This is a genomic window from Allobosea sp. 05T439 (genome assembly GCF_056396005.1).
In genome coordinates, this window is sequence record NZ_JBFTKP010000012.1 from 18154 (window position 1) to 40632 (window position 22479).

Annotated in this window: 18 protein-coding genes and 3 tRNA genes; 12 read left to right on the top strand and 9 right to left on the bottom strand. The window is 65.5% G+C overall.

All coding sequences use genetic code 11. The features are described from left to right. Nucleotides 1–8 precede the first annotated feature (8 nt). Nucleotides 9–1190, bottom strand: coding sequence for an MFS transporter (locus tag AC1DIO_RS15655; protein WP_441505489.1), 1182 nt, complete (start codon nt 1188–1190; stop codon nt 9–11). 104 nt (nt 1191–1294) lie between these two features. Here AC1DIO_RS15655 and AC1DIO_RS15660 point away from each other — a divergent pair, with 104 nt between their 5' ends. From AC1DIO_RS15660 to AC1DIO_RS15675, 4 genes are all read left to right on the top strand, one after another. Further along, nucleotides 1295–2200 carry a LysR family transcriptional regulator gene (locus AC1DIO_RS15660; protein WP_476853663.1) on the top strand — a complete coding sequence of 302 codons (906 nt, stop codon included), beginning with the start codon at nt 1295–1297 and terminating at the stop codon, nt 2198–2200. A 48-nt stretch (nt 2201–2248) separates the two neighbouring features. After that, nucleotides 2249–2599: an ArsC family reductase gene (locus tag AC1DIO_RS15665; RefSeq protein WP_441505491.1), complete on the top strand. Its 351-nt coding sequence runs from the start codon at nt 2249–2251 to the stop codon at nt 2597–2599. A gap of 98 nt (nt 2600–2697) precedes the next feature. After that, nucleotides 2698–3822 (top strand): tRNA guanosine(34) transglycosylase Tgt, encoded by a 1125-nt coding sequence (gene tgt, locus AC1DIO_RS15670; RefSeq protein ID WP_441505492.1) that lies wholly within the window; start codon nt 2698–2700, stop codon nt 3820–3822. Between the two features lie 34 nt (nt 3823–3856). Beyond that, nucleotides 3857–4654 (top strand): hypothetical protein, encoded by a 798-nt coding sequence (locus tag AC1DIO_RS15675; RefSeq protein ID WP_441505493.1) that lies wholly within the window; start codon nt 3857–3859, stop codon nt 4652–4654. On the opposite strand, the gene AC1DIO_RS15680 is transcribed toward AC1DIO_RS15675, so the two are convergent. Continuing rightward, nucleotides 4559–5557, bottom strand: coding sequence for a DMT family transporter (locus tag AC1DIO_RS15680; RefSeq protein ID WP_441505494.1), 999 nt, complete (start codon nt 5555–5557; stop codon nt 4559–4561). The two genes, AC1DIO_RS15675 and AC1DIO_RS15680, sit on opposite strands and share 96 nt — an antisense overlap. A gap of 167 nt (nt 5558–5724) precedes the next feature. Here AC1DIO_RS15680 and AC1DIO_RS15685 point away from each other — a divergent pair, with 167 nt between their 5' ends. After that, the gene (locus tag AC1DIO_RS15685; protein ID WP_441505495.1) at nt 5725–6396 is read left to right on the top strand and encodes a hypothetical protein; all 672 of its coding nucleotides are present in this window, start codon (nt 5725–5727) and stop codon (nt 6394–6396) included. Between the two features lie 18 nt (nt 6397–6414). On the opposite strand, the gene eno is transcribed toward AC1DIO_RS15685, so the two are convergent. Beyond that, nucleotides 6415–7698 carry a phosphopyruvate hydratase gene (eno, locus tag AC1DIO_RS15690; protein WP_069880643.1) on the bottom strand — a complete coding sequence of 428 codons (1284 nt, stop codon included), beginning with the start codon at nt 7696–7698 and terminating at the stop codon, nt 6415–6417. Nucleotides 7699–7841: 143 nt separating this feature from the next. On the opposite strand from eno, the gene queF reads away from it, so the two are divergent. Then, nucleotides 7842–8297, top strand: coding sequence for a preQ(1) synthase (queF, locus tag AC1DIO_RS15695; RefSeq protein WP_441505496.1), 456 nt, complete (start codon nt 7842–7844; stop codon nt 8295–8297). 2 nt (nt 8298–8299) lie between these two features. Here queF and AC1DIO_RS15700 read toward each other — a convergent pair whose 3' ends face one another. The 3 genes from AC1DIO_RS15700 to AC1DIO_RS15710 all read right to left on the bottom strand — a co-directional run bounded on the left by AC1DIO_RS15700 (nt 8300) and on the right by AC1DIO_RS15710 (nt 11867). Then, nucleotides 8300–9502, bottom strand: coding sequence for an MFS transporter (locus AC1DIO_RS15700; protein WP_441505497.1), 1203 nt, complete (start codon nt 9500–9502; stop codon nt 8300–8302). Between the two features lie 7 nt (nt 9503–9509). Beyond that, nucleotides 9510–10370, bottom strand: coding sequence for a 3-deoxy-8-phosphooctulonate synthase (kdsA, locus tag AC1DIO_RS15705; protein WP_441505498.1), 861 nt, complete (start codon nt 10368–10370; stop codon nt 9510–9512). 72 nt (nt 10371–10442) lie between these two features. Beyond that, nucleotides 10443–11867: a multicopper oxidase family protein gene (locus AC1DIO_RS15710; protein WP_476853664.1), complete on the bottom strand. Its 1425-nt coding sequence runs from the start codon at nt 11865–11867 to the stop codon at nt 10443–10445. Nucleotides 11868–12094: 227 nt separating this feature from the next. Here AC1DIO_RS15710 and AC1DIO_RS15715 point away from each other — a divergent pair. From AC1DIO_RS15715 to AC1DIO_RS15740, 6 genes are all read left to right on the top strand, one after another. Continuing rightward, nucleotides 12095–12179: transfer RNA gene (locus tag AC1DIO_RS15715), tRNA-Leu, on the top strand. A gap of 91 nt (nt 12180–12270) precedes the next feature. Beyond that, a complete protein-coding gene (gene tig, locus AC1DIO_RS15720; RefSeq protein WP_441491881.1) occupies nt 12271–13722 on the top strand; it encodes a trigger factor in 1452 nt (483 codons plus the stop codon). 147 nt (nt 13723–13869) lie between these two features. Continuing rightward, nucleotides 13870–14496, top strand: a complete 627-nt coding sequence (locus AC1DIO_RS15725) for an ATP-dependent Clp protease proteolytic subunit (RefSeq protein ID WP_441480223.1) — start codon at nt 13870–13872, stop codon at nt 14494–14496. 339 nt (nt 14497–14835) lie between these two features. After that, entirely contained in the window at nt 14836–16104 is a 1269-nt protein-coding gene (clpX, locus tag AC1DIO_RS15730; protein WP_476853665.1) for an ATP-dependent Clp protease ATP-binding subunit ClpX, read from the top strand. Between the two features lie 291 nt (nt 16105–16395). After that, nucleotides 16396–18825: an endopeptidase La gene (lon, locus tag AC1DIO_RS15735; RefSeq protein ID WP_069880649.1), complete on the top strand. Its 2430-nt coding sequence runs from the start codon at nt 16396–16398 to the stop codon at nt 18823–18825. A gap of 176 nt (nt 18826–19001) precedes the next feature. Beyond that, nucleotides 19002–20090: a MerR family transcriptional regulator gene (locus tag AC1DIO_RS15740; RefSeq protein WP_476853666.1), complete on the top strand. Its 1089-nt coding sequence runs from the start codon at nt 19002–19004 to the stop codon at nt 20088–20090. 245 nt (nt 20091–20335) lie between these two features. Here the strand turns inward: AC1DIO_RS15740 and AC1DIO_RS15745 are convergent. From AC1DIO_RS15745 to AC1DIO_RS15755, 3 genes are all read right to left on the bottom strand, one after another. Further along, nucleotides 20336–20412, bottom strand: a tRNA-Asp gene (locus AC1DIO_RS15745). A 1277-nt stretch (nt 20413–21689) separates the two neighbouring features. Then, nucleotides 21690–21765, bottom strand: a tRNA-Val gene (locus AC1DIO_RS15750). 81 nt (nt 21766–21846) lie between these two features. Then, nucleotides 21847–22476, bottom strand: coding sequence for a YcbK family protein (locus AC1DIO_RS15755; RefSeq protein ID WP_441505501.1), 630 nt, complete (start codon nt 22474–22476; stop codon nt 21847–21849). Nucleotides 22477–22479: the final 3 nt, after the last annotated feature.

The window sequence follows — 22479 nt, forward strand, 5'->3', positions numbered from 1 at the left end:
GAAATCGCTCAGCAGCCACTCAGGGCCGGTGCCGTGACCGCGGCTTTGCGATCGAGGCGCAGGCTCCAGAGGGCGACCACGAGGCCGCCGATCGGCATCAGCGCTGCGACGAGGGGGACGGCCGTCAGGCCGGGCCCATGGTCGATCACCGCGCCGCCCGCCCAGGCGCCGAGCGCATTGCCGAGATTGAAGGCGGCGATGTTGAGGCTGGAGGCGAGGCTCTGGCCAGCCCCGGAAGCCTTCTCCAGCACCCAGATCTGAAGGGGAGGGACGGTGGCGAAGCCGGCGGCGCCGAGCAGCCCGACGAAGATGGTGGCTGCGATGCCGTCGTGAATGGCGAAGGTCATCAGCCCGAGCACCAGCGCCAGGACGAGCATGCTGCCGATCACCGTCGGGACCAGGTAACGGTCGGCCAGCCGCCCGCCGATCAGGTTGCCGATGATCAACCCACCCCCGAAGACGAGCATGACCGGTGAGACCAGGCTATCGCCGAGCCCGGTCACCTTGGTCAGGATTGGCGCGATATAGGTGAAGACCGCGAAGACGCCGGCAAAGCCGAGGACAGTCGTCAGCAGGCCGAGCAGTAAGGGGCGTTGCGCCATCGCCTTCAAATCGGTGCGCCAGTCGCTCGCCTCCGGTGCCGCCTTATCCTTCGGCACGAAGGCCGCGATGATGGCGAGCGCGACGATGCCGACGAGCGTCACAGCCCAGAAGGTKGCGCGCCAGCCGAGCTGCTGCCCGAGCCAGGTGCCGAACGGCACACCGAGGATATTGGCGATCGTCAGGCCGGTGAACATGATCGCGATGGCAGAGGCCTTGCGCTCCTGCGGCACCAGGCCGGTGGCGACGACCGAGCCGACGCCAAAGAAGGTGCCATGCGCGAAGGCGGTGAGGATGCGCGCTGCCATCAGCAGTCCGTAGTCCGGAGCCAGAGCGCAGGCGGCGTTGCCGAGCGTGAAGATGACCATGAGGGCGAGCAGCACGGTTTTGCGCGGCCAGCGCGCGGTGAAGGCTGTCATCAGCGGCGCCCCCACGACGACGCCCAGCGCATAGCCGGAGATCAGCAGGCCGGCCGAAGCGATCGAGACGCCGAGATCGGCGCTGACCTCGATCAGGAGTCCCATGATGACGAATTCGGTGACGCCGATGCCGAAGGCGCCGGCGGTGAGAGCATAGAGTGCAATGGGCATGGTGGTTGTCCGCAAGACGGGAGGATGTCTCGCGGCAAGATGGCGCGCTGCAGCATCGTGCGTTAGACTGCCGCAAGGAATATCATTTGTGAGATGAATTCATCATGGCGCGTTTGGAGATCAACCGCTCCGGCGAGATGGAGGTCTTTGCCCGGGTCGTCGAGCTCGGCGGCTTCTCGGCGGCGGCCCGTGCCTTCCGGATGACGCCTTCGGCCGTCAGCAAGCTCGTCGCCCGGCTGGAGAGCCGCCTTGGCACGAGACTGGTCAACCGCTCGACGCGCAAGCTCCAGCTCACGCCCGAAGGCGGCATCTTTTATGAGCGCAGCATCCGTGTCCTGGCCGACCTGGACGAGGCGGAGCGTAGCGCCTCCTCCAGCGAGAGCCCGGCGGGCCGCATTCGCCTCAATACCAACGCCTCCTACGGCACGCATATTCTCGCGCCGGTCGTGCCGGAATTCCTGGCGCGCTACCCGGGCGTGACGCTCAACCTCGTGCAGACCGATGCCATCATCGACCTCATGGAAGAGCGTACCGATGTCGCGGTCAGGGCCGGTCCGCTGAAGAGCTCCAATCTCATCGCCCGCAAGCTCGGCGCGACCCGCATGACGATCGTCGCGGCGCCGATCTATCTGGAGCGGTTCGGCGAGCCGAAGAGTGTCGCGGAACTCGACGGCCATAACCGTATCGGCCTCTGCTACGCCCGCACCATAGAAGGCTGGCCGCTGCTCGATGGCGGTCAAGCCGTCACCGTCCCGATCGTCRGCAGCACGCAGACCAGCGATGGCGAGGCATTGCGGCATCTGGCTGTCGCGGGGGTGGGGCTCGCGCGGCTGGCGACCTTCACCGTGCGCGAGGATATTCGGGCCGGAAGACTGCGGCCGGTTCTGGAGGAGAGCAATCCGGGCGATCTCGAGGAGGTGCACGCCGTCTATCTCGGGCAGGGCGGACCTCTGCCGGCGCGTATCCGGGCGTTGCTCGATTTTCTGGGGGAGAAGGCGCGCGTCGGTTGAGCCTGGCCCAATCCCTGCCTAGACCAAGGCGTTCAGGCAGAGGGCGACATGGCGATCACGATTTACGGCATCAAGAACTGCGACACGATGAAGAAGGCCCGAACCTGGCTGGACGAGCACGGGGTCGCCTATCGCTTCCATGACTACAAGGCCGTTGGCGTGGCGCGCGCCAGTCTCGAGGCATGGTGCGCGGAACATGGCTGGGAAACGATCCTGAACCGCGCCGGCACCACGTTTCGGGCGTTGGCCGATACCGACAAGCAGGGGCTCGACACTGGCAAGGCAATTTCCTTGATGCTGGCGCAGCCCTCCCTGGTCAAGCGGCCGGTGCTCGACCTTGGCTCGCGGACATTGGTCGGTTTCAAGCCGGCGCTCTACGAGGCGGCCTTCCCGCGCTGATCCAGGACCATGGCCATGCCGGGCTCGGCCGTGCCGTCACGGTGGGCCGGCGTGCGCTGCACTTCCGTTGTCGCTGCGGCTGCGCTACCTCGCTGCGCATGACAACCGATTTCAGCTTCCATCTGCTCGGTCGGGACGGCGCTGCCCGTACCGGCGAGATCCGCATGCCACGCGGCGTAATCCGCACCCCGGCCTTCATGCCGGTCGGCACAGCCGCGACCGTGAAGGGAATGTATCCCGAGCAGGTCAAGGCGCTCGGCGCCGATGTGGTGCTCGGCAATACCTATCACCTGATGCTGCGCCCCGGCGCGGAGCGCATCGCGGGTCTTGGCGGCCTGCACAGTTTCATGAACTGGCAGCACCCGATCCTCACCGATTCCGGCGGGTTCCAGGTGATGTCGCTCTCCCAGCTTCGGAAGCTGACCGAGGAGGGCGTGACCTTCCAGTCGCATATCGACGGCTCGCGCCACATGCTCTCGCCCGAGCGCTCGGTCGAGATCCAGAACCTGCTCGGCTCCGACATCGTCATGCAGCTCGACGAATGCGTCTCGCTGCCATGCGAGGATATCGTCGCCGAGAAGGCGATGCGCCTGTCGCTGCGCTGGGCCGAACGCTGCAAGACGGCCTTCGGCAATCCCGCGGGCAGGGCGCTCTTCGGCATCGTCCAGGGCGGTTCCGTGCCGTCCCTGCGTGTCGAGAGTGCCAGGTCGCTCGTCGACATGGACCTCAAGGGCTATGCGATCGGCGGCCTTGCGGTCGGCGAGCCGCAGGACGTGATGCTCGCGATGATCGAGACGGTAGAGCCGCATCTGCCGCAGGAGCGCCCGCGCTACCTGATGGGCGTCGGCACTCCCGACGATATCGTCGAGTCGGTGAGCCGCGGCATCGACATGTTCGACTGCGTGATGCCGACCCGTGCCGGGCGCCATGGCCAGATCTTCACCCGCTTCGGCCGGATGAACCTGCGCAATGCCAAGCACGCCGACGATCCCCGGCCGATCGACGCGCAGTCGAGCTGCCAGGCTGCCAACGGCTATGCGCGCGCCTATCTGCACCATCTCGTCAAGGCCGACGAGATGCTCGGCAAGATGCTGCTGACCTGGGTCAATCTCGCCTACTATCAGGATCTGATGGCCGGGCTGCGCGCTGCGATCGCGGCCGGAACGCTGGTCGATTTCATCGCGGAGACCAAGGAAGGCTGGGCGAAGGGCGAGCCGGCATGATCGCGATTGCGACAGCCAAGTCCCGGCTGGAGCGATGATCGACCCCTGGCTCGGCATGCTGCTGCTCAAGATGGCGACCGCGGCAGCGATCGTCGTCGGTTGCTCGCTGCTGGCCGAGCGGACCGGTCCGCTCGTTGCGGCCCTGATCGCGACGCTGCCGATTTCGGCCGGGCCGGTCTATGTCTTTCTGGCGCTCGACCACGACCCGGCCTTCATCGCCGCCGGTGCGCTCGGCAGCATGGCTGCCAATCTCTCAAATGCCGGTCTGGCGCTGGTCTATGTCCTGCTCGCCCAGCGCCTCGGCATGGTGGCGAGCCTCGTGACGGGGCTGGCGACGTGGTTCACGATTGCCATCGTGCTGCGGCAGCTCACGCCGCCGGTCATGGTTATGGCTGCACTGACTGTGGCGGTCTTTGCCGGCCTTCACATGCTCTTCAGGCCGTATCTGGCGGCGCGGCCGGCGGCGCCTCCCGGGCGGCCCTGGTACGCGATCCCGCTGCGCGCCGCTTGCGTCGCCGGGCTGGCGGGGACGGTGACGACCATCAGCGCACGCGTCGGCCCGGGTTGGTCCGGCGTGCTGGCGGCTTTTCCCATCGTTCTGTCGAGCCTCATCGCGATGCTACAGCCGCGCATTGGTGGCCCCGCGACGGCGGCCGTCATCGCCAACTGCGCGCTCGGCCTTCTCGGATTCGGCCTTGCGCTTGGCCTTGTTCACCTGACGGCGGTGCCGCTCGGCTCATGGCCGGCGCTCGGCCTCGGGCTTCTGCTTTGCGTCGGCTGGAATCTGGGCCTGATGACTATTGCCCGTCGCACGCGTCGGGCGGCGCCATGACGCGATGAATAGGCCGCCAATGATCAGGATGAAGCCCACCACCTGAAGCGGGCCCGGGATCTCGCCCAGGATCGGGATGGCGAGCAGGGTGCCCGTCACCGGGATCAAAGGGGGAAAACGCCCGACGACGGAGGCGCCGAGCACATGTGCCGCCCAGCCCCAGATCCACAGGCCGATGATGACGTTGAGCACGCCCTGGTTGAGCGCATGCGCGACGAGCACCCACCACGGCGCGACATCGAAGCCGCGGAAATAGAACAGGAAGTAGAACGGCAGATAGGCCATCGACAGGACCGAGACGATCGCCGCCGCCTTTAGCCCGTTCACCTTCCAGAGCTGGATCAGCAGCGGGTAGAAGCCCCAGAGCAGCCCGACGCCGAGAAAGCAGAGATCGCCGCGCAAGGTGCCGGCCGTCGAAGCGGTGCTGCCGGCTATGCCGAGGCAGGCCAGGCCTGCGAGAACTCCGATGACGCCGATGATCAGGTTCCGCGTCAGCATGGCGCCAAACAGCACGACACTTCCTGCGATGCCGATCAGCGTCACCGTTCCAGGGCCGATGGTGGCGCCATGAGCCGCCGGGGCTAGCGTCAGCCCGGTCAGCATCAGATAGGTCATCGGAAAGCCGCTGGTGATCGCGAGCCAGATTCCGCGCCGCCAGGTCACGCCGCCGCATGTCGCCAAGCCCCCATCCCTGAGGAAGATTGGCAACAGCAGAAGACCAGCGGTCGTGAAGCGCAGGGCTAGCAGATCGTGCTGGCTCAGTCCGTTGAGCACGGCGTGGCGGCTGATCACGAAGTTCGAGCCGAAGATCAGCACGCTGCACAGCATGCCGATGACGGCGAGACGCCAGCGCAGCCGTACTGCCTTTTGATCCATCAGCGAAGCGTCGGCGATCTTGTCCATGCTTCGATTAATCCCGCATCGCACAATCGCGATATGCCCGATGCTGCATGGCGCGCCCGCACCCGTCGCGGGATGGGAAATCTGTCGAGGGCCGCAATTGCTCCCCGGCTGCGCCATTTTGTCGCCGTGTCCGGCCTCTTCTCTCGAGGCGACCAAGGGATGAACTCATGAACGACGATACGACGAAGATGGCGATCGGCCGGGTTCTGCGCAGCTTCGGCGGCCAGGTCGCGGTTTCGGTCACGGCCTCCGTGGCTGCCGCCGGAGTTCTGGCCTTTCTTCAGATCCAGTCCGGAGCTGCCCATCGCGCGACCATGGCTGAGCAGATCGTCCGGGCGTCGCAGCCTGATGCCGAGCTTGCAAATGCCTCGGAAGCGCCCGTGAGCAAGTTCCTGGAGCGGCATCGCGATCAGATGAGCGCCGGCAATGCGGAGTCCGTCTCGCCCACCAGGGCCTTGGCTGTGCCGGCGACGTTGCTGATGCCGATGGCGACAGCCTGGGCGCTGCCAGCCGGCACGACACCCGCCTTGGCTCGCTTTGAACCGCAACGTAGCAGCGCGCCCGTCACTGCGGCGGCGCACACGGTCCCGCGCGAGCGGAGCAAGCCAAGCGTCGCGGCAGCGCAGCCTTTGCCGATTTCGCCACCGCTGCAACTGGCGGCCTCCGCGGGGGACGCCACGACGGCCGTCGCTTCAACGCGCGGGCCAAGCCTGCTGGGACTGGAACTGCCAGACGGCGTTACGCGGGCCGGCCGCGCGCTGGGCGGCCTCGCCGATCGGGTCGGTGCCGCCGGGACCTGGACGGTCTCGACGGCAAGCCAGCTCCTGCCGAGTTGGTGAGAGCAGGCGCCTTCAGCTTCAGGCCAGCGCCTTCAGCGCCGAGCGGCCGGCATAGATCGCCTGGGCGCCGAGTTCTTCCTCGATGCGCAGCAGCTGGTTGTACTTCGCGGTACGGTCGGAGCGGGCAAGCGAGCCCGTCTTGATCTGCCCGCAATTGGTGGCGACAGCGAGATCGGCGATCGTTGCGTCCTCGGTCTCGCCCGAGCGGTGCGACATCACCGCGGTGTAGCCGGCGCGCTGCGCCATCTCGACGGCGGCAAGCGTCTCGGTCAGCGAGCCGATCTGGTTGACCTTCACCAGGATCGAGTTCGCGGTCTTGCTCTTGATGCCCTGCGACAAGCGGGTGACGTTGGTGACGAAGAGATCGTCGCCCACGAGCTGGCACTTGCTGCCGACGAGATCGGTCAGAGCCTTCCAGCCCTCCCAGTCATCCTCGGCCATGCCGTCCTCGATCGAGACGATCGGGTAGTTGCCGACGAGCTTGGCGAGGTATTTGGCCTGCGCCTTCGGATCGCGGGTTTTGCGTTCGCCTTCATAGACGTAGGAGCCGTCCTTGAAGAACTCCGTCGCGGCGCAGTCGAGTGCCAGCGCGATGTCTTCGCCCGGCCGGTAGCCGGCCTTCTCGACCGCCTGCATGACGAAATCGAGCGCAGCCTCGGCCGATTTCAGGTTCGGCGCGAAGCCGCCCTCGTCGCCGACATTGGTGTTGTGGCCGGCGTCGTGCAGAGCCTTCTTCAGCGTGTGGAAGACCTCGGCGCCCATGCGCAGGGCTTCCGCGAAGGAAGGCGCGCCGACCGGCATGATCATGAATTCCTGGAAGTCGATCGGGTTGTCGGCATGGGCGCCGCCATTGACGATGTTCATCATCGGCACGGGCAGGACGCGGGCGGAGGTGCCGCCGACATAGCGATAGAGCGGCAGGCCCGAGCATTCGGCTGCGGCCTTGGCGACGGCGAGCGAGACGCCGAGAATGGCGTTGGCGCCGAGCTTCTTCTTGTTCGGCGTTCCGTCGAGATCAATCATGGTCTGGTCGATCGCGGCCTGGTCCTCGGCATCCATGGCGACGAGGGCTTCGGCGATCGTGGTGTTGACGATTTCGACGGCCTTCAGCACGCCCTTGCCGAGATAGCGGCTCTTGTCGCCGTCACGCAGCTCTACGGCTTCATGCGCGCCCGTCGAGGCGCCGGAGGGGACCGCGGCGCGGCCCATCGAGCCATCCTCGAGCACGACGTCGACCTCGACGGTCGGATTGCCACGGCTGTCGAGGATCTGGCGGCCGATGATGTCGATGATCGCGGTCATGGGAGGCTCCGGTGCGAGGCGAAACGGAAGGATGCCGCGCTTCTAGCCAAGCGCAGGCGTAACGGAAAGAGGCGTCGCGGCGATTGGCCGGTGGCGCGGGCGCGCCCGAGGCTCTAGAAGGCCGCCTTCAAGGAGCCATGACCATGACGATCGACGCCTCGACCCTGCAACTGGGCCATGCCAGTGCACTGCCGCAATCTCCCGAGGAGGCCCGCCTCGACCGTGTGCCCAATCCGCATGCCGGCACGAATTATCTCGCGCGCTTCACATGCCCGGAATTCACCTCGATCTGCCCGGTGACCGGCCAACCCGATTTCGGCATCCTGGTCATCGATTATCTGCCCGGCCAATGGCTGGTCGAATCGAAGTCGCTGAAGCTCTATCTCGGGTCGTTCCGCAACCACGGAGCCTTCCACGAGGATTGCACCGTCAATATCGGCAAAACACTGGTCGAGCTGCTCGAGCCGGAATGGTTCCGCATCGGCGGCTATTGGTACCCGCGCGGCGGCATCCCGATCGATGTGTTCTGGCAGACCGGCGAGCCGCCGAAGGGGCTCTGGCTGCCCGATCAGGGCGTCGCTCCTTACCGCGGCCGCTGAGTTCAGGTCCGCGAGCCTGCCAGCGGCAGGATGCGCGGCGTCACGATGCCAAGCAGGCCGATCCCTGCCGCAAAGAGCAGGATCGCGCCTGTCGTGCCGAGCAGATGCAGCGCGATGCCCATGGCGACGGGGCCGATCGCATGGCCAAGGAACAGCGCGCAGGCGAAGAGCGAGACGGCCGAGCCGCGCGCTGTCGGAGCGAGCTCGGTCGCCTGAGCCTGGAAGGTGCCGTGCATCAGGAAGAAGCCGAACCCGTTCAGGGTGAACAGGCCAACCGCGCTCCACCAGGGTAAGAAGGGCAGCGAGAACAGCACATAGCCCGTCGCCATCAGGAGCCCGCCGGTGACCGTCATGCGGGCCGGTCCGAGGCGCTCGACCAGGATGCGGGTCAGGATCCCGTAGATGATGCCGCCAAGCCCGGTTCCGGCGATCACCAGCCCGGCCAGCGAGGGGCCGATCCCTGAGCGCTCCTGCAGGATCGCCGCGACATAGGGCGGCATGCCGAAGATCAGGCTGCCCTCGGTGATGACGATCGCATAGAGCAGCTTGCTGCGCGGGTTGGCGAAGACGGATCTGTAATTCGCCAGCGCGCCCGCAAAGCTGAGCGGCAGCCGTGCCGCGTCCGGGCGCGGCTTCAGCACGACGATGACCAGAAGCGCTGCAGCCGCCGCCATGGCAGCGGCCATCACGAAGACACTGCGCCAGCCGAAATGCTCCGCGATGACGCCCGAGCAGGCGGCCCCGGCCATTTGCCCGACGATCATCAGGACAAGGAAGCGTCCGAGCAGTACCTGCCGCTCGGCCATTGGCGCGCGGTCGCCGATCGCGGCCATGGCGATGGGGATGACGCCGCCGGCAACGATGCCCGTACTCGCCCGGATCACCGTCAGTACGTCGAAGGACAGGGAGAAGGCGGCAGCCATCGAGAGCAGGGCAAGCAAGCCGAGGCAGACACTGATCGTCCGCAGCTTGCCGACCGAATCCGCGATCGGGCCCAGGAAGGGCTGACCGACCGCGTAGGCAAAGGAGAACGCAGTTGCCATGGCGGCGATCTGCGCAATCGTCCGGCCGAACTCAGCTGCCAGTGTCGGCACCAGCGGATCGAGGATCCGCATGGTGAAGGTCGATGCGAAGCCGCAGGCCCCGAGGACCAGGATCAGCGGGCGCAGCGAGGCGGGCTTGGTTGCGGTAACGGGCTTGTCCATACGCGCCTTAAACCGGCGCGCGCCTCGCCTTGGCAAGCCGATCAAAGCCTTGCAGCTCTGCGATCAGCGCAGGGAAGTCCGCGAGCGGCACCATGTTGGGGCCGTCCGACGGCGCATTGTCGGGGTCGGGATGGGTCTCGATGAAGAGGCCGGCGACGCCGACCGCGACCGCGGCCCGCGACAGCACGGGCACGAATTCGCGCTGACCGCCTGTGGAGGCGCCCTTGCCGCCCGGCTGCTGGACGGAATGCGTTGCGTCGAAGATCACCGGTGCCCCGATGCCGTCGGCCATGATCGGCAGCGACCGCATGTCGGTGACAAGCGTGTTGTAGCCGAAGGACGCTCCGCGCTCGGTGACCATGACATTCGGATTGCCACTCTCGGTGATCTTGGCCGCGACGTTGACCATGTCCCAGGGGGCCAGGAACTGGCCCTTCTTGACGTTGACGACGCGCCCGGTCTGTGCGGCTGCAACCAGCAGATCGGTCTGACGGCACAGGAAGGCAGGAATCTGCAGGACGTCGACGACCTCGGCCACGGCGGCGCATTGCCCGGCCTCGTGCACATCGGTCAGGACCGGCAGGCCGGTGCGTTCGCGGATCTCGGCGAAGACGGGCAGGGCGGCCTCGAGGCCCATGCCGCGCTGCCCCTTGACGCTGGTCCGGTTCGCCTTGTCGAAGGAGGTCTTGAAGACCAGTCCGATCTCAAGTCTTGCCGCTATCTCCTTGAGCGCAAGCGCGATTTCTAGCGCGTGCTCGCGGCTTTCCATCTGACAGGGGCCGGCGATCAGGGCAAGCGGCAGGGCGTTGCCGAAGCGGACCGGCCTCGCGAGGTCGGCGCCGATCGTGACGATGGCGTTGGCGGACATGGCGGCTCCAATGCGGTTGCTGGTGGCGGGCTTAGGTCGCTCGTCCGGCTGAGGTCAAGCCGGGGCCGCAGCTCAGGTCACCTCGAACCAGGTCCAGAGACCGAGATCGAAGCGCTCCAGCACGGTCGACGAAATCAGCCAGCGGCCAGGATTGTCGGCGATGAAGGCGATGTGCAGCCGCCGCCCTTCGGGGATCTGGACGGTATCGAGGAAATAGGGCTCCCAGCCGTCGTCGAGCGGATGCAGCAGGCGAAAACTATGGCCGTGGACATGGAACGGCTGCAGGAAAGCAGTGCGATTATCGATCGCGATCACCACCGGCGCGCCGCGCCTGACGCTGAAGAGGGGCTTGGCATCAGGCGTGCMGACTGCACCGTTAATCGCCCAGGGCCGGGCGAGATCGAGGCCGGAGAGGTCCAGTTTGCTGTCGGCGGTGACCTTGGCTCCGCCGGTCACGACGACTTCGCTACGCTTGGCGTCCTGCAGTCGCACGGCGAGCGGCAAGGCCGGATTCGGCTTGAGCGCAGCGACCTCGCCTGCCGCCGCCTGCCTTGCTCCCTCCGCGACGAAGCGCAGCAGAGGAACGCCCGAGCCGGTMAGCGCCGTGACCATTGCTGTGGCCCCCGCTTCGTCCGGCATGTCGAAGACGAGATCGTAGCGCGTGCCGGGGGCGAAGGGCAGCTGAGCGCGCACGGGTTCGAAATTATCGGTCGGCTGGCTGTCGACGGCCATGACGAAGGGCTTGATGCCGTCGAAACGCAGCCGCGTGATCCGGGCATTGCAGGCATTGGCGAGGCGCAACCGAACGCGTGCCCCCGGGAGCACCGCGATGCGCTGCGGCGGCGCCTTGCCATTGACGGTGATCCAGTTACCGAGCCGGCCGGCGGCGGCTCCTTCGGGCCCCTTCGCGTCAAAGGCCTGGATCGATTGGTCGTCGCCCAGCAGCCAGTCGGTCACCACCACCGGCAGGTCGAGATCGACGCGTGGCGGCTCAGTCTCCTCAACGATGAGCAGGCCGGCCAGGCCGCGTCCTGCCGGCTCGGACGAGGCGCCGACGAGGAGAGGGCGATACAGGAAGAAGCCCGAATCGGGCGGCGTCAGCCGGTATTCGAAGCTGGCTCCCGGCGCGATCGGCTGCTGGCTGAAGCCTCCGACGCCATCCATCTCGGACGATCCGCGCAGGCCATGCCAATGCAGGCTCAGCGGTCTCGTCGTTCGGTTCTCCAGCCGGAGCCGCAGCGTCTGTCCCAGCTTGATCCGCAATACGGGCCCAGGCGTTTCACCGTCGACGGCCCAGACTTCGCTCTCCGGGGCCGGAGGCGGCCGCAGGCGTGTCTTCGCCGGGCCGGCAACGAGGTTCCGGTTCGGCAGCGCGGCTGAATCGGCGTTCTCCGTCCGGGACTTCACTGGGGTGGTGGCCGGCAAGGATTGTGCGCCCGCCTCGCCCAGGACTGCACAGGCGCCCAGTCCCGCCAGCACGATGCGCCGTGTCGGCATGGTCGCCTGGCAACTGTGAGAAGGAGGACGGCGAGCGCTTCTGTCGGTCATGGCAAGCGGCATAATCCGTGGCGCGCGATCTGGCGAGAGGCCGGTATGGCGCCCCTGATTCAACGGCTTCGCAGAACCGTCGCATTTTTTTGCTGCATGCCGCGCCTGAAATGCGTATAGCACCGCGGCCCAACGATGGCGGCGCTGCGTTTGCTCGCGCGCAGCGCATCGGGTCGGCGGGCGTGGCGGAATTGGTAGACGCACTGGATTTAGGTTCCAGCGGCGAAAGTCGTGGGGGTTCGAGTCCCTCCGCCCGCACCAGACTTGGCCGGATTTCTCAAGCGCGGCGGCGGGCAACCCGACGGCGCGCGTTTGGATTTTTGAATTAACGAGCAGTTGGCGGAACGAAACAATGAACGTGACCGAAACCCTGTCCCAGGGCCTCAAGCGCGAATTCCAGGTGGTGCTGAACGCTGCCGACCTCAAGACCAGGCTCGATGATGGCCTGCAGGGCCTGCAGGGCAAGGCGCGTATCAACGGTTTCCGCCCCGGCAAGGTACCGGTCGCGCATCTGCGCCGGCTCTATGGCCGTTCGGTCATGGCCGATGTGCTGCAGAATGCAGTCAACGAGGCCAACCAGAAGATCGTCGCGGATAACGGCCTGAAGCTCGCTTTCGAGCCGCAGATCCGGTTCCCGGAGAACAAGGACGAGATCGAGGCCGCGATGGAGGCCAAGGGCGACCTCGCCTTCACGGTCGCGCTCGAGGTCCTGCCGAAGATCGAACTCGCCGACATCTCCGACGTTTCCCTGGTCAAGCCGGTGGCGGAAGTGCCTGAGAGCGAAGTCGATGCCGCGCTCGAGCGCATGGCGTCGCAGAACCGCAGCTTCACCTCGAAGGGTGCGAAGGCCAAGGCCGAGAAGGGCGATCGCCTGATGATCTCCTTCGTCGGCACGCTCGAGGGCGAACCCTTCGACGGCGGCACCGGCGAGGGCATTCCGCTCGATCTCGGCGCGGGGCAGTTCATCCCGGGCTTCGAGGATCAGCTCGAGGGCGCCAAGACCGGCGAGAAGCGCACCGTCAAGGTGACGTTCCCGGAGAACTACACCGCGACCCACCTTGCCGGTAAGCCGGCCGAGTTCGAGGTCACCGTCGACGACGTGCAGGGTCCCGACGCCCTCAAGATCGACGACGAGCTCGCCAAGGGCTTCGGCATGGAGTCGCTCGATGCGCTCAAGAGCGCCGTTCGCGAGCAGATCGGCCGTGATTTCGGCGCCCAGTCGCGCCGCAAGATCAAGAAGAGCCTGCTCGACGCGCTTGATGGCAAGTACACGTTCGAGCTGCCGCCGACCCTGGTCGAGCAGGAGTTCGCTGCCGTCTGGAGCCAGGTCGAGGCCGACATGAAGGACGCGAAGAAGACCTTCGCGGACGAGAACACCACAGAGGACGAGGCTCGCGCCGAGTACCGCCGGATCGCCGAGCGCCGGGTGCGCCTGGGCCTCGTGCTTGCCGAAATCGGTGAGCAGGCCAAGGTTCAGATCTCGGATGACGAGGTCACCCAGGCCCTGGTCGAGCGAGTCCGTCAATTCCCCGGCCAGGAGAAGCAGGTCTGGGAGTTCTACCAGAAGAACCCGCAGGCTCTCGCGGAGATCCGCGCCCCGATCTTCGAGGAGAAGGTCGTCGACCATCTGCTCAGTCAGGTGAAGGTCGAGGACCAGACGGTCAGCCGCGAGGCGCTCTACGCCGATGAGGACGCCACCGAGGAGGCCGGTGAGGCCAAGCCGAAGAAGGCAGCCGCCAAGAAGGCCAAGAAGTCCGAGGCCAAGGCGGACGACGCTGCCAAGGCCGACGACGCTTCGGCCTGAGACTTTCGGAAACCTTGATTCAAGATTGGCGCCGCCCGGCAATGGCCAGGGCGGCGCTTCCCTTTTCAGCCACGATCTGCGTGCTTATGTGGATGGTATTCACGAAATCCGCTGATTCCCGGCGACCGCGACCCCAAGGACAGACCCATGCTGCGCGATCCGATCGAGACCTACAACAATCTCGTCCCGATGGTGGTCGAGCAGTCGAGCCGCGGTGAGCGCGCCTTCGACATCTACTCGCGCCTGCTGCGGGAACGCATCATCTTCCTGACCGGCCCGGTCGAGGATTTCTCCGCCTCGCTGATCGTGGCGCAGCTGCTGTTTCTCGAGGCCGAGAATCCGAAGAAGGAAATTTCCTTCTACATCAACTCGCCGGGCGGCGTGGTCACGTCGGGCCTGTCGATCTATGATACGATGCAATTCATCCGCTGCCCGGTCACGACATTGTGCGTCGGGCAGGCGGCCTCGATGGGCTCGCTGTTGCTGACCGCGGGCGCCAAGGACATGCGCTTCGCGCTGCCGAATGCGCGCATCATGGTGCACCAGCCCTCCGGCGGCTTTCAGGGCCAGGTCACCGATATCCTGATCCACGCGCGCGAGGTCGAGAACCTCAAGCGCCGGCTGAATGAGATCTATGTCAGGCATACCGGCCGCAACTACGACGAGGTCGAGGCTGCGCTCGAGCGCGACAACTTCATGACCGCCGAGGCGGCCCGTGATTTCGGCCTGATCGACAAGGTCATTGATCGGCGTCCGGAAGACGCCGCGGCCTGATCGGGCCGGAATGGAGAACCGGGCAGGGGCCGAAACACGCCTTGGGCGTTTCGGCCCCCGTCTGGTGTCGGCTGCGACGAGCCGCCCCGCTATCTGTGGGTTGGCTTGATCAGCCGGGCGTCCCATATTGATTTGGAAAGCGGCCCCATGCTTGCATGGGGACTCGGGTGAGCGGACAGGCGCAGCTGGTGTCCGGTTTTGGGTCAGGTTTTCAGGTCGGATGTCTCGACCTGACGCGTTAACCTAATAATCGCGAACTGAGCGGCCTATTATGACGGAGAGACGACGCCCGCATCCGCTTCGGCTGGTGTGGACCGACTCCGGAAATGGAGATGAACGATGAGTAAGGTCAGCAGCGGCGATTCGAAGAGCACGCTCTACTGCTCCTTCTGCGGCAAGAGCCAGCACGAGGTTCGCAAGCTGATTGCGGGACCGACCGTGTTCATCTGCGACGAGTGCGTCGAGCTCTGCATGGACATCATCCGCGAGGAATCCAAATCCGCGCTGGTGAAGTCGAAGGACGGCGTCCCGACCCCGCGCGAGATCCGCAAGGTGCTGGATGACTATGTCATCGGCCAGGACCACGCCAAGAAGGTGCTCTCGGTCGCGGTTCACAACCACTACAAGCGGCTTTCGCACGCGACGAAGCACAACGACGTCGAGCTGGCGAAGTCGAACATCCTGCTGATCGGGCCGACCGGTTCGGGCAAGACGCTGCTCGCGCAGACTCTCGCCCGCATCCTTGATGTGCCCTTCACGATGGCGGATGCGACGACGCTGACCGAGGCGGGCTATGTCGGCGAGGATGTCGAGAACATCATCCTGAAGCTGCTCCAGGCCTCCGACTACAATGTCGAGCGGGCACAGCGCGGCATCGTCTATATCGACGAGATCGACAAGATCAGCCGCAAGTMAGACAATCCCTCGATCACCCGCGACGTCTCGGGCGAGGGCGTCCAGCAGGCGCTGCTCAAGATCATGGAAGGCACGGTCGCCTCCGTGCCGCCGCAGGGCGGGCGCAAGCATCCCCAGCAGGAATTMCTGCAGGTCGACACCACCAACATCCTGTTCATCTGCGGCGGTGCCTTCGCCGGGCTGGACAAGATMATCTCCAGCCGTGGCAAGGGCACCTCGATCGGCTTCGGCGCGATTGTGAAGGCTCCGGACGACCGCCGTACCGGCGCGATCTTCCGTGAGGTCGAGCCCGAGGATCTGCTGAAATTTGGCCTGATCCCGGAATTCGTCGGCCGTCTGCCGGTTCTGGCGACGCTCGAGGATCTCGACGAGGCGGCGCTGAAGACGATCCTGACCGAACCGAAGAACGCGCTGGTGAAGCAGTATCAGCGCCTCTTCGAGATGGAGGATACCGAGCTCACCTTCACCGATGAGGCCGTCAGCCTGATCGCGCGCAAGGCGATCGAGCGCAAGACCGGTGCACGCGGCCTGCGTTCGATCATGGAGAGCATCCTGCTCGAGACCATGTACGAACTGCCAGGGCTGGAAGGCGTCGAGCAGGTCGTGATCGGGCCGGAGGCTGTCGAGAACAAGTCGCGTCCGCTCTTCATCTATGCGGAACGCGAGGAAGAAACGAAGTCGGCCTCGGCCTGAGCTCCGCTGAATTTGGCCATTTCGGGAACGCGCGCCTGTTGGCGCGCGTTTTGCGTTCGAGAGGCGGTTGCCTTGCCGGAACGCTCCTTGCGACAAAGCAACGTTGGAAGACGTCTTCGGCTTGCTTGAAAGCCGGCACAGAAGCCTCCACTTTAGGTGCACCTGCGAGAGTCGCGCGCCTTCTAAGGGCGGGGCCCGCGGGGGCGGTCAGGCGAATGGTCGTCTTGCCGCTTACGTCCGATCGTTCCGCCCATCAGGGGGTTCGCCGGGCGCAACTGCAAAGGATAAGTCATGACTGGCTCGGCGCCCCGCGCTCCTTTCGTTCCCGGCGAGACCGGCACCTATCCGGTTCTCCCCCTGCGCGACATCGTCGTTTTCCCGCATATGATCGTCCCGCTCTTCGTCGGGCGCGAGAAGTCCATTCGCGCCCTTGAGGAAGTGGTCAAGACCGACGGCCTGATCCTGCTTGCGACGCAGAAGAACGCCGGCGATGACGATCCGGCGACCAAGGACATTTATGAGATCGGCACGCTTGCCCGCGTGCTTCAGTTGCTGAAGCTGCCCGACTCCACCGTCAAGGTGTTGGTCGAGGGCGTCGGCCGCGCCAAGGCGACGTCCTATGTCGCCGAGGAAGCCTTCTATCAGGCTGATGCGATCGGGCTCTCCGAGGAAGAAGGCAAGAAGGTCGAGGTCGAGGCGCTCGGCCGCTCTGTCGTCAGCGAGTTCGAGAGCTATGTGAAGCTCAACAAGAAGATCTCGCCCGAGATCGTCGCCGCCGTCTCGCAGATCGACGAGCCCTCCAAGCTTGCCGACACGGTTGCCTCGCACCTGGCCGTCAAGATCGCCGACCGTCAGGCCGTGCTCGAGATCGTCAATGTTGCGCACCGGCTGGAGAAGGTGCTCTCGCTGATGGAAAGCGAGATGTCGGTTCTGCAGGTCGAGAAGCGCATCCGCTCGCGCGTCAAGCGCCAGATGGAGAAGACCCAGCGCGAGTACTATCTCAACGAGCAGATGAAGGCGATCCAGAAGGAGCTTGGCGACGGCGAGGAAGGCCGCGACGAGCTGGCCGAACTGGAAGAGCGCATCGTCAACACCAAGCTCTCCAAGGAAGCCCGCGACAAGGCGATGGCGGAGATGAAGAAGCTTCGCCAGATGTCGCCGATGTCGGCCGAGGCGACGGTGGTCCGCAACTATCTCGACTGGATGCTCGGCATTCCGTGGGGCAAGAAGTCGAAGATCAAGAAGGACCTCGCCGTCGCCCAGCAGGTGCTCGACGACGATCACTACGGTCTCGACAAGGTCAAGGACCGCATCGTCGAATATCTCGCCGTGCAGCAGCGCGCCAACCGGCTCGCCGGCCCGATCCTGTGCCTCGTCGGCCCTCCGGGTGTCGGCAAGACCTCGCTCGGCAAGTCGATCGCCAAGGCGACCGGCCGCGAGTTCGTGCGCATGTCGCTCGGCGGCGTGCGTGACGAGGCCGAGATCCGTGGCCACCGGCGCACCTATATCGGTTCGATGCCCGGCAAGATCATCCAGTCGATGAAGAAGGCGAAGACCGCCAATCCGCTCATCCTGCTCGATGAGATCGACAAGATGGGTCAGGACTTCCGTGGCGATCCCTCGGCGGCCCTGCTCGAGGTGCTTGATCCCGAGCAGAACGCCGCCTTCAACGACCACTATCTGGAGGTCGACTACGACCTCTCGAACGTCATGTTTGTGACCACGGCCAACACGCTGAACATTCCGCCGGCCCTTCTGGACCGCATGGAGGTGATCCGCATCGCTGGCTACACCGAGGAAGAAAAGGTCGAGATCTCTCGTCGTCACCTGATCCCGGAGACGATCAAGAAGCACGGCCTTGAATCCAAGGAATGGTCGATCGATGACGAGGCCCTGATGACGCTGATCCGGCGCTATACGCGCGAGGCCGGCGTCCGCAACCTCGAGCGCGAGCTTTCCAACACCGTGCGCAAGGCGGTGAAGGACATCATCCTGACCAAGAAGAAGAAGGTCGCGATCACCCCGACCGTGCTCGAGGACTATCTCGGCCCGCCGCGTTACCGCTATGGCGAAGCCGAGACCGAGGATCAGGTTGGTGTCGTCACGGGTCTTGCCTGGACGGAGGTCGGCGGCGAACTGCTGACGATCGAAGGCGTCATGATGCCCGGTCGGGGCAAGATGACCGTCACAGGCAATCTGCGGGACGTGATGAAGGAATCGATCTCGGCAGCGGCATCCTATGTCCGCTCGCGCGCCATCGATTTCGGTATCGAGCCGCCACTCTTCGAGCGGCGCGACATCCACGTCCACGTTCCCGAGGGGGCGACCCCGAAGGACGGTCCGTCGGCCGGTATCGCCATGGCGACTGCGATCGTCTCGGTGCTGACCGGCATTCCGACCCGTCGTGATCTTGCCATGACCGGCGAAGTCACGCTGCGGGGCAGGGTGCTGCCGATCGGCGGCCTCAAGGAGAAGCTCCTGGCTGCGCTGAGAGGCGGCATCAAGAAGGTGCTGATCCCCGAGGACAACGCCAAGGATCTGATCGACCTGCCGAAGTCGGTGAAGAGCGGCCTGGAGATCGTGCCGGTCGCACGCATGGAGCAGGTGCTCCAGCACGCGCTGATTCGCCAGCCGGTGCCGATCGTCTGGGAGGAGGACCTCTCGGCGGTTCGCCCCAAGGCGGCCGAGGATGACGCTTCGGGCGGACTCGTCGCCCACTGACGCGGTCATCCCGCACGACACACGAGTGACCAGAAGGCCGGCAGCATCGCTGCCGGCCTTTCTCGTTTCCGGATGGCTATCGTGATTGCGCTGGGCTCCGCTCGACCACCGTTCGCCGAAGAAGGCGCTTGAGCCGGTCCCTGGGTCATAGCTTACGCCGGGGGCGAGGAGCAGAGATGAGCAACCGATCCGACAGAAACAACCTGCTGGCCGCCCAGGAATGCGCCGAGCGCATTGGCCTGACGGCGCGTGCGCTACGCCTCTACGAGAAGCGCGGCCTGATCAAGCCGCGCCGCAGCGAGAAGGGGTGGCGGCTCTACGGCGCCGACGAGATCGCCCGCCTGCATGAAGTCCTTGCGCTGAAGCAGCTCGGGCTCAGCCTGGCACGCATCACCGCGCTGCTGCAGGGCAAGGCGGTCGATCTCGATCGCATCCTGACGCTGCAGCAAGCCGCCCTGCGGGAGCAGCACAGCCGTACCGAGCGTGGGCTGTCCCTGGTCGGGGCGGCGCKGGCGAAGCTGTCGACCGGCGGCTCATTGTCGACCGACGAACTGATCAAGCTGGCGAAGGAGGCCACGATGAGTGAAACGCAGACCGACGAAGTCGCCTGGCGGCGCTATGAGCAAGCGCGGCCGCGCTCCGCTATCACGATCGATCCGGCCCTGCTCGACGGCTATGTCGGGGACTACCGGCTCACCTCCGGGCTGATCCTGTCGATCAGCCGTAGAGGCGATGCGCTTCTTCTGGAATCGTCGGGGCAGATGCCCGTGGAACTCTTTGCCGAGAGCGCCACGAAGTTCTTTCTGAAGTTTCCAGCAGCGCAGGTCAGCTTTGTTCCCGGTCCTGGCGGGCGCGCCGAGGCCCTGGTCCTCCATCAGGATGGTCACGAATCGATGGCCGAGCGCATTAGCGCGGACGAGGCCCGGAGGATCGCAGAGGCGCTGGGCCGCAGGGTCCAGTCCAACCTCCCGCATCCCGACAGCGAGACGACACTGCGCCGCGTCATCGAGGAGCATCAGGCTGGACATCGCTATGTCGAGAAGATGAGCCCGGAGCTGGCTGTGGCCGTCGAGGAGCAGTTCTCCCTGGTGAGCGCTGCGTTGCTGGCCAAGGGGGCTCTGGAGGCGCTGCGCTTCAACGGCGTCGGACAGAGTGGGGTCGATGTCTATGAGGCGCGCTTCGCCGCGCCCGGCGTGCTGGAATGCGGAATCGGCTGGACTGACGACGGCGTGATTCACACCCTGTGGCTGCGACCAGTGCCATAGGCGCGAGAGCGTCTTCCGATTCGAAGCGAGAATCGACGGCGCGTGCTGACGGCGAATCTGCAGCGCCTGCGGCGGTCACTTCGACGCATCAAGCAGGTCGTGACGGAGCGCTCGAAACCGTGCTTGGACCACACCGAAAACAATGAGAGGCAAAGGCGGGAGGAGCAGTCATCCCGGGGCCCAACATCATCCAAAAACCGCTTGTAACGGTGGATGCGAATTTTCATCTATCTGCTTGAGATAAATGGCGCGGGCGACGGGGCTCGAACCCGCGACCTCCGGCGTGACAGGCCGGCACTCTAACCAACTGAGCTACGCCCGCGCTGGGCGGCTAAGGCGTCTTGGCCTCAGCGAGGTTGGGATTAGGGTGCCGGGCCGGCGGTGTCAAGCGCGAGGTGCCGGCAAAATTCATCTTCCCCAAATTCCAAACCGTCGGGTGCGCCGGCAGGCGCAAGCCGCTGACTTTTGCAGTGCAAAACGAGACACAAGTCGCCTCAAACTCGATTTCATCGGCACTTTCGGCTGCTCGCATGATCCGTCGCGCGCCGTGAAAGCTCGAACCGGGCAGAGGCCCAGAACCCCTAAAAAGGGCCGGGGACCGGTCCAAAGATGGATTCGGCGGGCTCCTCAGCCGAAGCACCTCAGCCGAGTTATCAACAGGCCGGTTCGGCCGACAACTTTCGAACACGCTCGCAACGGCCACCCCCATTGGAGAGGGCGGCTTCATGGCATCGCGGAGCGGCGAGCCGGCTCCATTGCCGGCTTTTTGTTCGCACATGAATCCGCTTGCCGGCCGAAATCTGCTCATGCTTACCTGTGGTTAACCAACAGTCCCGGGCGGGGGCGAAACGATGACGGACGCGACGCGCATTCGACAATTGCGAGCGGAACTCTGCCTCCGGCTTGAGGCGCATGGCGTCGCAGATCCGCGGGCAGCGCAGATGATCGACCCGATCGGGATGGTAACCAGCTGGCCGCCGGGTGAGCCTGTGGAGCAGGCTGGCGACCACCCGGCGCTGCTCCGTTCAGAGGCTCGCGACGCTCACATACTGGGCTGTCTCGATGGCGCGATCCGTCAGATCTCCCGGCGATKATCGGTGCGGGGCGACACGATCGGAAAACTGCTCGAACAGCTGAGCGAAACGACGGGGCACGGTCCAGGGGAGGCGCCAGCAGCTCTCATCTCCCCGGCCCTGGACTGGTCGGATTGTGCGGATGGCAGCGAGCGTGGCTGTTGATCCTCGTCTTGCTGCTGCTGTGGGTGGCTCCCTGGATCATCGTGCACGTCACGAGAACGGCGTCCCTGTGAACGGCTCGGCGACCTCTGCGGCGTTATCCGCGCGCACAGGATGACGACACTTCACGGCCGGTGCCTTGCAAAAGGGTCAAAGGGCCGTCGCATGTACGGTGCAATCAACCACCCAGCCGATCGAGCGTGCAGAACAGGGCTATGGGCAGGATCGACACCCGTTGCCGCGACAGCCTGAACGAATTCCTGGGGGCGGCAATCGCGGACGGAATGGGGCTAGATGAGCACACCGGCCGCGCGCTCTGCCGGAAGCAGGGCGGGAACTGGCCTGAATTCATGGTGCTGGGCGCTGGTGGGCGGTGACGGGCTCGAACCGCCGACCCTCTCGGTGTAAACGAGATGCTCTACCAACTGAGCTAACCGCCCCTCCGAGTTGCGGTTTAAGGCTTCATCGCCGCGCCTTCAAGCCTTGAGAGCGGGGGAAGCCAGGATAAGGCCTCACCAGTCTCACCAGGGCCGGCGTGGTCCGGTGTCGATGTGGATAAGTCCGTTCCAATAGACCTTGTGGCCGCCGACCTCCGGCAGCGAGCGGGCATAGTCGAGCACGACGCGCGGCCGCACGCCGGGTACGCGGAAATCCATGGCCTCACAGCGCTTATGATAGGAGCCGCGCCGGGCGCGCCAGGGCGGCCGCCAGGTCGAGGTCACCTTCACGGCTCCGTACTTGTCGGCAATCTTGCCGAGAATCGATTTGAGCAATTGCGGCAGGCAGGCGGTCGAGGTGCCGGGGTCAGTCGAGATGCCCGGCCGGTCCGGTTTTTCGTCCGGATCGAAGGCCGGCTCCGCTCCGGCCTTCTGGCCGGGTGTCAGCTTCGGCCATTCCGGGCCTTCATCTTCATCGGGCTCCGTGACGGCAGGCGAATTCGGGGCCGGCGGAGAATCGGCCTGCTCGGCGACTGGCACGGGAGTAAGAACCGGGGCGGCCGGGGGAGGGACCACGATGGCAGGCATCGCCGCCTTTGCCGGCAGGTCCAGATCGAAGGGCCGTCCGGGCGGGAGCGGCGCCAGCATCATCTGGCCGTCCTCTGCGCCGGCGTGAGATGCCGACAAGGCGAAGACGATCGCGAGCAGCGGCAACGG